We start from the raw sequence: 10,622 nt of genomic DNA on the forward strand, positions 1-10,622 counted from the left end.
GTGGGTTTCGGCTCACTCCGCGTTCATCACCCCCCCCCGGGGGGGGGGGGTCCCCCGGATGGGGGGGGGGCCCGCCCCCTGCGGCGGGGGGGGGGCCCCGCGGTCCGTCCGGGAACGATCCTTGCGGCGCCTCCCCGATCGGCCCCGTGCAGGCCCGGCACCGCATCAACACACCTCCACCGGGTGCTTGCCCGACCTGCGCCCGCCTTGTGATGCTATGACCGGTTTTGCCGGACATGGCGAGGTGAAGAACCAGCCACGACACCCGCTCCGCAGGGCCCGCCGTAGTCGACTTTGGGAGGGGTGACGTGTCCGTGGACGAGGCGCTCGCGGGGATCATCAGTCCGGCCGGCGAGCTCCGGCCGGACGGCCTGCGCGGCCCCGGCGGACGCCCGGTGGTCGACGTCCGGACGCTGACCCGGGTGCTGTTCGAGCGCCTGGCCGAGCTCCCCCCCGACGCGCCCGAGCGCGAGCGGGTGCGCGCCGCGCTCATCGAGGTGAACATCCCGCTGGTGCGCTACGCGGCCACCCGCTTCCGCAGCCGCAGCGAGCCCATGGAGGACGTCGTCCAGGTCGGCACCATCGGCCTGATCAACGCGATCGACCGGTTCGACCCCACCCGGGGCGTCCAGTTCCCCACCTACGCGCTGCCCACCATCCTCGGCGAGATCAAGCGCTACTTCCGGGACAACGTCCGCACGATGCACGTCCCGCGCCGGCTCCAGGAGCTGTGGGTGCAGGTCAGCGGCGCCATGGAGGAGCTGACGGTGCTGCACGGACGGGCCCCCAAGGTGCCCGAGATCGCCGCGAGCCTGCGCATCCCCGAGGAGGACGTCCGGGCCTGCCTGGACGCCGGGCGGGCCTACAACGCGGCGTCCCTGGAGGCGGCCCAGGAACACGAGGGCGGGCTCGCCCTGCTGGACCGCCTCGGCTACGAGGACTCCGCGCTCGCCGAGGTCGAGCACCGGGACGTGGTCCGCCACCTGCTGGTCCAGCTGCCCGAGCGGGAGCGACGGATCGTCATGCTGCGGTTCTTCGCCAACCTGACCCAGTCCCAGATCAGCACCGAGCTCGGGATGTCGCAGATGCACGTCTCCCGGCTGCTCTCGCGGATCCTGACGAGGCTTCGCACCGGCAACTCCTGGGAAGAGTGACATCGCTCCGCGTTACCGCCGCGTGACATCTTGCGACGATCGGGTTTGCCGGGGATCGTGTGCCGGTATGGAGGGGGAGGGCCGTCGCCGGGAACATCCGCGCGTCGGCGCCCGTTCAACCGTCAGTCACAAGGGGGTGGGCGCATGTCCGGAGAGCTGGGCACTGCGGAGATCCACACTGGTCAGGCCAACAGCACCGCGGTCGCCGAGGAGCGCATCCCGCTGCAGCGGGGGCCGTCCACCGCACCGCCCGTCCCCGACACGCCCCCCGCGGCGTCAGCCGGCGCCGGGCTGGACACCCGCACGCTCTCCCGCTCGCTCTTCCTGCGGCTGGCCGCCGTGGAGCCCGGCAGCGCGGAGCACGCCTACGTCCGCGACACCCTGATCGAGCTCAACCTGCCGCTGGTCCGCTACGCCTCGGCGCGCTTCCGCAGCCGCAACGAGCCGATGGAGGACATCGTCCAGGTCGGCACGATCGGGCTGATCAAGGCGATCGACCGGTTCGACCCGGAGCGCGGGGTGGAGTTCCCCACCTTCGCGATGCCCACGGTGGTCGGCGAGATCAAGCGCTTCTTCCGGGACACCAGCTGGTCCGTCCGGGTGCCGCGGCGCCTCCAGGAGCTGCGGCTCGCCCTCACCAAGGCCGGCGACGAACTGGCCCAGCGGCTGGACCGCTCCCCCACCGTGCCCGAGCTGGCCGCCTGCCTCGGCGTCAGCGAGGAGGACGTGGTCGAGGGACTCGCGGTCGGCAACGCCTACACCGCGAGCTCGCTCGACTCCAGCCCGAGCGAGGAGGACGGCGACGGGCCGCTGGCCGAGCGGCTCGGCTACGAGGACCTCGCGCTGGAGGGCGTCGAGTACCGGGAGTCGCTCAAGCCGCTGCTGGCCAAGCTGCCGCCGCGCGAGCGCCGGATCATCATGCTGCGCTTCTTCGGGAACCTGACCCAGTCGCAGATCGGCGAGGAGATCGGGATCTCCCAGATGCACGTCTCCCGGCTGCTCACCAAGACCCTCACCCAGCTCCGGGAGGGGCTCATCAGCGAGGGCTGACGAGCGCGGCGGGGCTCAGCCCGCCGCGCCGTCCAGCAGGTTGTCGCGGAGCCCGGCCAGCACGCCGTCGTCCAGGCCGAGGCCGTCGTGCCAGAACGCCGCGAAGCCGGACCAGCCGGCCTCGATCTCCTCGAAGGCCGCCGTCAGGTAGGCGGCGTCGGCCCGGAACACCGGCAGCAGCAGCCGCGGCTCGTGCATCAGGCCCCGGGTGCCGAAGTCGTCCATCACCCGCGCGACGACCGGCGCCGCGCGCTCGTTGGTCAGCAGGTAGTCCGCGACGACGGCCTCGCGGTCGACGCCCAGGGCGGTCAGCAGCAGCGCCGAGACCCAGCCGGTGCGGTCCTTGCCGGCCGTGCAGTGGAACAGCAGCGGCGGGCCGTCCGGGGCGGCCAGCAGGCGCAGCACGTCCGCGAACCGTTCGCGTGCGAGCCCGTCGGTGACGAACCAGCGGTAGAGCCCGGTCATCATCGCGGCGGCGCGGCCGTCGCCGAGCAGCGCGCGCTGCCTCGCCGGGCTGCGGTCGGCCAGGGCGTCGCGCAGCGTCACGTAAATGTCGAAATCGGGCGCGAACACCGGGAGATGGTGCAGGGTCACGCCGTCCTCGGCGTCCGGTTCGACGGTCAGCGCGGTGCCCGCGGGGAGGTCGCGGGCGAGCTCGGGGACGGGGAGTCCGGGGACGCGGTCGGGGCCGGCCTCGCGGACCTCGTCGAGGCTGCGGAGGTCGACCACGCGGCGCAGCCCGAGGGCCCGGAGCGCGTTCAGGTCATCCTCGGTGACGTGGTTCAGGCCATCGCTGCGCAGGACCGTCCCGGGGCGAAGGACCCTTCCGTCGGCCGTCCGGCAGCCCCCCAGATCGCGGGCATTGACCGCGCCGCGCAGACCGAGACTGCGCCCGACCTGGGGCATTCCGTTCCACTTGGACACCGCATTCCGGACGCCGCCGAATCCCCCGGCCTCGGTCTGCTGATCGGCCATGCGGGCGCCTCCATTGCATATTCGGACTGTCACATGGCACAGCGGTGCCCGATATTGCATGAACCTGCCCAATGCGGCGGCGAGATGTGCGAGAGTGTCATGCGCAACGACCCCAGTGTAGGTGTCCGCCGGGCCCCACCACCTCGCCCGAGCGGTAACAACGCTTGGTAACGACGCGTAGCACTCAGGTTCCGGTTTTTCATTTTCAATTCATCATTTGCATGGCCGATGCTGTTCCGGTCACAATCAGCGCCTTCATGGCTTCGCCATGAACGTTGGTAACAGGTTTGCTGCACTCTCGCCCAATTGGTCCCTCGCGGAGCCGACCCTCGACCAGGATGGGCGCCGGGCAGTCCTGCTGCCCGCGAACAGCTACAGGGCAGGCGACCGCCGAGCAGCGATGCGCCTGTCCCAAGGGGAGGATCACCATGGGTCGAGCGACCCGAAGAGTTGCCGCCTGCGCGGCGGCAGTTCTGCTGGCCAGCGGCCTGCAGATCACCCTGGCCCACGGCGACACCACGACGCCGAGGATCGACCTCACCGTCCTCGTCATCGACGACGGCGGTCCCTCCGTCGCGGCCATCACGGCCGAACTGAAGAGCCAGGGCACCCCGTACAAGGTCGTCACCCTCAGCGACCCCAACCGCCCCGTCATCAACGCCGCTTTCCTGAGCGACACGATCAACGGGCTGCCGCGGGGCAAGTACCAGGGCATCGTGATGCCCAACGAAAACCCCTTCGCCAACTCGCCGGCCGAGATGACGGCGATCGCGACGTACGAGGCGGCATTCAACGTCCGCCAGATCGACGCGTACACGTTCGCCAGCCCGGCGGTCGGTCTGAACTGGGCCCAAAATCCCGGTTACATTGGCACCTTGGACGGTTTCCAGGCCGCCACCACCACCGCCGGCACTTCGGGCCCGTTCGGCTACCTGAAGGGCGCCGTGCCCTTCGAGGACAACGACCCGAACGTCAGCGAGAGCTACGGGTACCTCGCCACCCCCCTGGCGAGCCTCCCGGCCGGCGCCTCGTTCACCCCGCTCGTCGACGCCCCGATCCCGGGCGCCTCCTCGCGCGGCTCGCTGGTCGGTGAGTACACCCACGACGGCCGCAAGGAACTGGTCGTCACGTTCGTCTACAACCAGTACCAGCAGCAGTACCGCCTGCTGGCGCGCGGCATGGTCGACTGGATCACCCAGGGCGTCCACCTCGGGTACGACCGCAACTACTTCGCGGCCCACATCGACGACGTCCTCCTGGCGGACGACCGCTGGTCGACCACCCTGAAGTGCACCCCCGGCGACGTGACCTGCCCGCCCGGCACCCCGGACACCGGCACCCCGATCCGGATGAGCCCCGCCGACGCGCAGTACGCCAAGCAGTGGATGACCACGAACAACTTCACGCTGGACCTGCTGTACAACGGCGGCGGCAGCGAGGACTGGAAGGCCGACCACAGCACCACGGTCGACCCGACGGCGCAGCAGCTGATCGCCGACCAGAACAGCTACCGCTGGGTCAACCACACCTACAGCCACCCGTACCTGGGCTGCGTCCAGGACGTCACCGTGGTGCCGTGGCGCTGCACCAAGGACGCCACCGGCAACACCGTCTGGGTCGACCAGAACACCATCCAGACCCAGGTCAAGAACAACTTCGACTGGGCCACCAAGAACGGCCTCACCAAGGTCGACCCGCAGGTCCTCGTCACCGGCGAGCACTCCGGGCTGCTGACCGCCCCGCAGGAGACCAGCGACAACCCGAACCTGGCGCCGGCGCTGGCCGCCAACGGCATCAGGTTCACCGGCAGCGACGCCTCCCGCGAGTCCGGCCAGCGGGCCGTCGGCCCCTCCACGCTGACCGTGCCGCGCTACCCGATGAACGTCTTCTACAACGCCGGCTCGGCGGTGGAGGAGACCGACGAGTACAACTGGATCTACACCAGCAAGGCCAACGGCGGCAGCGGGATCTGCGAGAACAACCCCAGCTCCACCTGCCTGCCCAAGCCGCTGGACGTCAACACCGGCTTCCAGTCGTACATCGTGCCGCTCGAGGCGCGGATCGACCTCGGCCACATCATGAGCAACGACCCGCGGCCGCACTACATCCACCAGTCGAACCTCTCCGAGGGCCGGATCATCTACCCGGTGCTGGAGAAGATCCTCGGCAACTACCGCGCGCTCTACGCCGACAGCGCCCCCGTCGTGAACCTCGGCGAGCGCGAGATCGGCCAGGAGTTCCAGAAGCGCGGGGCCTGGAGCGCGGCCGTCGCCGCCGGCCAGGTGACCGCCTACAAGATCGGCAACAACGTCACCGTCTCCGCGCCGGCCGGCGTTCAGATCGAGGCCACCATGCCGACGGGAACTACTCAGAAGCTGGCCATCGGTTCGACCGCTTTCGGTTCCGCCTACGCCGGTACGCTTTCCGGCTGGGTGGCGCCGGGCGCGCTGCAGAGCTCCGTCACGCTGCAGCTGTCCTCGGGTGCCACTCCGGCGGCCCCGGCCGCCGTCGCGCCGAGCGTCGCGGCCAAGTCCGTCCCGGCCCCGGCCCCGGCCGACAAGAAGGTGGTTCCCCAGGGCGTCGCCACCCCGGTCCCCGCCGGCCCCAGCGACACCACCCGCACCAAGGCTCCGGTCCTGGTCCCGGGCAGCGGAACCCCGGTGCCCGGCAAGGGCGTCCAGCAGAACGGCAACGGCGGCGCAGCCGGTGTCGTGAAGAGCTCCGTGGCCTCCGGGGGGACGGCCGGGCTCAACAAGAAGCAGGCCGGCAAGCCCGGCTCCCGGTAACACGCAAGACCCGATGGTGGGGCCGGCGCCGGCGAACCCGGCCCGGCCCTGCCACGGCCCACGTTCCGGCCACCCAGGCCGGACACCCGACGCAAGAACAGGAGGGGGGACAGGAGATGCGCGTCACCCTGCTCACCGAGGGGACGTATCCGCACCAGCACGGCGGCGTGAGCGTCTGGTGCGACCAGCTCGTTCAGGGCATGCCCGACGTGGACTTCGACATCATCGCCGTCACCGGAACCGGTCACGAGCCGCTCGCCTGGGAGCTGCCCGCCAACGTCCGGTCCGTCACCACCGCACCGCTGTGGGGCCCGGCCGCCGAGGCCAGGGCGCCGCGCGGCAGCGAGATGCGGCGCTTCCTCAACGCGTACGAGCGCTTCCTGCACTCCATCCTCGACCCGGTCTACACCACCCACTTCGGCACCGAGCTGTACGGCTTCGCCGACCTCGCCCGGCGCGGACTGCTCAGCCCCGCGCTGCGCAGCGAGCGGGCCCTGCGCACCCTCCAGCACGTCTGGACCCGCGACTACCTCCCCACCGCCGTCTCCCGGCCCACCCTCCACGACGCCCTGAACGCCACCGACCTCCTGGAGCACGCGCTGCGCCCGCTGTCGGTCGAGCCGCCGACGGACGGCGTCGCCCACGCGGCCAGCGGCGGCCTGGCCACGCTCCCCGGGCTGATCGCCGCCCAGCAGTACGGCGTACCGTTCCTGCTCACCGAGCACGGCATCTACCTGCGCGAGCGCTACCTCGGCTACCGCACCGGCCCGTACCGCTGGCCGGTCAAGGCGCTGCTGCTCGGCTTCTACCGGATGCTCGCCGAGGAGAGCTACCGGCAGGCCGCCCTCGTCACCCCCGGCAACCGGTACAACCGGCGCTGGGAGGAGCGCGGCGGCACCCCGTCGGAGAACATCCGGACCGTCTACAACGGCGTGGACCCGGCGGCCTTCCCGCCCGCCGGACCCGAGCCGCAGACCCCGACCCTCAGCTGGGCCGGCCGGGTCGACCCGATCAAGGACCTGGAGACGCTGATCCGCGCCTTCGCCATCGTCCAGCGGGAGATCCCCGAGGCGCGACTGCGGCTCTTCGGTGGCACTCCCAAGGGCGGCGAGGCGTACCGGGACGGCTGCATAGCCCTGGCCGCCGAGCTCGGCATCGCCGACTCGGTGGCCTTCGAAGGCCGCGTCGCCGACATCACCGACGCGTACGCGGCGGGCAACGTGGTCATGCTCTCCAGCATCAGCGAGGGCTTCCCGTTCACCCTCATCGAGGCGATGTCCTGCGGCCGCGCGACCGTCTCGACGGACGTCGGCGGCGTGCGCGAGGCCGTCGGAGACACCGGCCTGGTCGTCCCGCCGCGCGAGCCCGAGCCGATGGCCGCCGCCGCGATCGAGCTGCTGCGCGACGCCGAGCGGCGCGGGCGGCTCGGCGAGCAGGCCCGGCTGCGGGTCATCGAGCAGTTCACGCTGCGCCAGAACATCGACGGCTTCCGGGGCATCTACACCGAGCTCCTCGGCACCGCCCGCTGGATGCCCGAGGGCGTGGTGGCCGTCGGCGACGACGTCCCGACCGACTGGGACCAGCAGCTCGCCGTCGCCCGGCCCCAGCCGAGCGAGGTGGGGGCGTGAACGAGCACAGCGAGAGAACCATCAAGAGGTGCGCGTTCCGCGAAGCGGCCGCCGAGTGCAGCGAGGTGGGCGCATGAGCGGTCCCATTCGCCTCGTTCCGGACGAGGCCGGCGCCGACCGGACGATGCAGCTGCGCACGCTCCCGCGGGGGCGCCGCCGCCCGGTCCTGCCGGCCCAGCCGGCGCCCGAGGAGGAGCTCGGCCTCTCCGCGGACCCGCTGGACGAACTCGCAGAGCGGCTGCGCGACGTCTGCGCCGACGCCGTCCACCCCTTCGAGATCGCGGCCTTCCTGGAGTCCGACGGCCTCTCCGACGAGCAGGCCGCGCTCCTGTACGGCCGCCCCGACGCCTTCACCGTCGCCGAGGAGCTGTTCGAGAAGGTCGAGCGCCGCTACCCCGGCCCGAGCTCCGAGTTCGCCAACCCCTGGCGGGCCGACCCCTGGCGCTGCGTCGTGCGCGGCCTGGTGTTCGCCCTGCCCGGGCTCGGCTACCTGCTCGGCGCCAACCTGTTCGCGGCCACCCGGATGCGCTTCGGCCTGCCCTCGGGCATGCTCGCGCTGACCGTCGCCACCGTCGCCAGCTGGGCCTTCAACCAGGCGCTCGCGCACCGCGCGTACCGCTGGCTCAGCCGGTTGCGGCGCCGGGACTCCGCGGTCTGCCTGAGCATCGGCGCACCGATCGGCGCGCTGATCGCCTCCGCCGCGGCGTACGTCGTCGGCGGGCCGCTCGCCTCCCTGCTGTTCGCCGCCGGGCAGTCCGCCTACCTGGGCGCGGCGACCGTGCTGCTGGTGCTCGGGCGGGAGAAGTTCCTGCTGCTGGCGCTGGCACCGGCCTCGATCGGCGCGGGCGTGGTGCTCGCGGTGGACGTCCCGCAGGTCGTCCGGACGGTGGTCCTGCTGAGCTCGCTCGTGCTGGCCGTCGGCCTGGCGGTCCGCGAGCTCGTCAACTGCATCCGCGGTGACAAGGAGGCCAAGGACGCCGCCGCGGCCAGGCTGCAGCTCCGTCAGGAGATCCCGCACCTGCTGTTCGGCCTGGCCTGCGGCACCCTCACCCTGATCGCCGGCCTCGGCGTGACCATCCACCAGGCGGTCGAGACCGGCGCCGCGCGGGGCGCCCACACCGCCCCCACCGGCCCGGCCATGATCGCCCTGACGCTCAGCCTCGGCCTCGCCGAGTGGCTGCTCTTCCGCTACCGGGCGATGGCCGTCGCCGCGCTGCGGGTCAGCCACACCTCCGGCGAGTTCGTCCGCCGCACCGGCGGGGTGCTGCTCGGCTGCCTCTTCATCTACCTCACCACCGTGGCCGCGCTGGACGCCGCCGCGACCGTGCTGTGGCCCGGCGCCCCCGCGCTCGGCGTCCCGCAGCTCGGCGCGCTGCTGCTCCTCGGCGGCTCGCTCTGGCTGGCGCTGCTGCTGAACGCCTTCGGGCTCAGCTGGAGCACCGCCCTCATCTGTCTGGCCGCCGCGGGTGCCGAGAGCGCCGGGCTGCTGACCGGTGCGGATCCGACCCTCCTGCAGCTGATCGGCTGCGGGACGGCCGCCTTCGTCCTCACCGCCATCGCCGGGCCCGTGCTCGGCCGCACCACCCAGCACCGCTGAACACCACCGAAGAACACGCACGACCGAACCACGTGCCCGGCCGGACGCACACCGCAGCGCCGGCCGACAACACCACCGGCCGGACCGCGACAGGCCCGGCCGCTCCCCCGAGAAGCAGAAAGCGAATCACGCATGAGCAGCGTCGCCGTCACCGGAGCCGAGGGTTTCATCGGCTCCCACCTCGTCGAGACCCTGGTCGCCGACGGGCACCAGGTCCGCGCGATGGTCCAGTACAACTCCTTCTCCTCGTTCGGCTGGCTGGAGACCCTGCCGAAGGACGTGCTGGACTCGGTCGAGATCATCCTGGGCGACGTCCGGGACCCGGGTTCGGTCATCGACCTGGTCAAGAACACCGAGACCGTCTACCACCTGGCCGCCCTGATCGCGATCCCGTACTCCTACCGGGCCCCGCACTCGTACGTCGACACCAACGTCACCGGCACCCTGAACGTGCTGGAGGCGGTGCGCCACCTGGGCATCCAGCGCCTGGTGCACACCTCGACCAGCGAGACCTACGGCACCGCGCAGACCGTGCCGATCACCGAGGAGCACCCGATCAACACCCAGTCCCCGTACGCCGCCTCCAAGGCGGGCGGGGACCGGCTGGCCGACAGCTACTACGCCAGCTTCGAGACCCCGGTCGTCACCCTGCGCCCGTTCAACACCTTCGGCCCGCGCCAGTCGATGCGCGCCGTCATCCCGACCGTGATCGCCCAGGTCGCCGCCGGCCAGACCGAGATCACCCTCGGCGACCTGCGCCCGACCCGCGACTTCATGTTCGTCAAGGACACCGCGAACGCCTTCCGCACCGTCGGCACCGCGCCCGCCGAGGCCGTGGTCGGCCGGACCTTCAACGCCGGCACCGGCGGCGAGATCTCGGTGGGCGACCTGGTCACCCTGGTCGGCAAGCTGATGGGCGTCGACCTCGTGGTCAAGGAGGACGAGCAGCGCATCCGTCCGACCAACTCCGAGGTCATGCGCCTGGTCGCGGACGCCACCAAGCTGCGCGAGGCGACCGGCTGGGCGCCCGGCTTCAGCCTGGAGCAGGGCCTGGAGCAGACCATCGAGTTCTTCCAGGACCCGGCCAACCTGGCCCGCTACAAGACCGACATCTACAACGTCTGACCCGCCGCACCGATCCAGCCATCTCTGGTTCTCAAGGCTCGTGTCCTGCACATACCTTCCGTGGGGGAAACACCATGCATGCAGTGATCCTGGCCGGCGGTAAGGGCGTCCGTCTCCGCCCGTACACCACCGCGCTCCCCAAGCCGCTCGTCCCGATCGGCGACCAGCACGCGATCCTGGAGATCGTGATGCGCCAGCTCGCCGCCGCGGGCTTCAAGACCGTCACCCTGGCCATCGGCCACCTCGGCCACATCATCCGCGCGTACGTCGGCAACGGCTCCCAGTGGGGCCTGCGCGTCGGCTACGC

At 71.5% G+C, this 10,622-nt stretch carries 8 protein-coding genes; 7 read left to right on the forward strand and 1 reads right to left on the reverse strand.

The features are described from left to right. Nucleotides 1–314: 314 nt before the first annotated feature. Together ACFV4G_RS26785 and ACFV4G_RS26790 are read left to right on the forward strand one after the other, a co-directional pair. Nucleotides 315–1,154 carry an RNA polymerase sigma factor SigF gene (locus tag ACFV4G_RS26785; RefSeq protein ID WP_380444586.1) on the forward strand — a complete coding sequence of 280 codons (840 nt, stop codon included), beginning with the start codon at nucleotides 315–317 and terminating at the stop codon, nucleotides 1,152–1,154. Between the two features lie 144 nt (nucleotides 1,155–1,298). Beyond that, entirely contained in the window at nucleotides 1,299–2,204 is a 906-nt protein-coding gene (locus ACFV4G_RS26790) for an RNA polymerase sigma factor SigF (protein ID WP_380444576.1), read from the forward strand. A 15-nt stretch (nucleotides 2,205–2,219) separates the two neighbouring features. Here the strand turns inward: ACFV4G_RS26790 and ACFV4G_RS26795 are convergent, their stop codons facing one another. Next, nucleotides 2,220–3,179 (reverse strand): tyrosine-protein phosphatase, encoded by a 960-nt coding sequence (locus ACFV4G_RS26795; RefSeq protein WP_380444578.1) that lies wholly within the window; start codon nucleotides 3,177–3,179, stop codon nucleotides 2,220–2,222. 428 nt (nucleotides 3,180–3,607) lie between these two features. Here ACFV4G_RS26795 and ACFV4G_RS26800 point away from each other — a divergent pair, with 428 nt between their 5' ends. The 5 genes from ACFV4G_RS26800 to ACFV4G_RS26820 all read left to right on the forward strand — a co-directional run. After that, the gene (locus tag ACFV4G_RS26800) at nucleotides 3,608–5,965 is read left to right on the forward strand and encodes a hypothetical protein (RefSeq protein ID WP_380444579.1); all 2,358 of its coding nucleotides are present in this window, start codon (nucleotides 3,608–3,610) and stop codon (nucleotides 5,963–5,965) included. A 116-nt stretch (nucleotides 5,966–6,081) separates the two neighbouring features. Further along, complete coding sequence (pelF, locus tag ACFV4G_RS26805) at nucleotides 6,082–7,593, forward strand: GT4 family glycosyltransferase PelF (RefSeq protein ID WP_380444580.1); 1,512 nt, start codon at nucleotides 6,082–6,084, stop codon at nucleotides 7,591–7,593. A gap of 73 nt (nucleotides 7,594–7,666) precedes the next feature. Continuing rightward, nucleotides 7,667–9,190 (forward strand): hypothetical protein, encoded by a 1,524-nt coding sequence (locus ACFV4G_RS26810; RefSeq protein WP_380444581.1) that lies wholly within the window; start codon nucleotides 7,667–7,669, stop codon nucleotides 9,188–9,190. Between the two features lie 132 nt (nucleotides 9,191–9,322). Further along, a complete protein-coding gene (locus ACFV4G_RS26815; RefSeq protein WP_380444582.1) occupies nucleotides 9,323–10,315 on the forward strand; it encodes an SDR family NAD(P)-dependent oxidoreductase in 993 nt (330 codons plus the stop codon). Nucleotides 10,316–10,389: 74 nt separating this feature from the next. Next, a partial coding sequence (locus ACFV4G_RS26820; protein WP_380444583.1) for an NDP-sugar synthase occupies nucleotides 10,390–10,622 on the forward strand: 233 nt, incomplete at its 3' end.

Origin of the sequence: Kitasatospora sp. NPDC059747, from assembly GCF_042732955.1 — a bacterium.
GTDB lineage: Bacteria > Actinomycetota > Actinomycetes > Streptomycetales > Streptomycetaceae > Kitasatospora.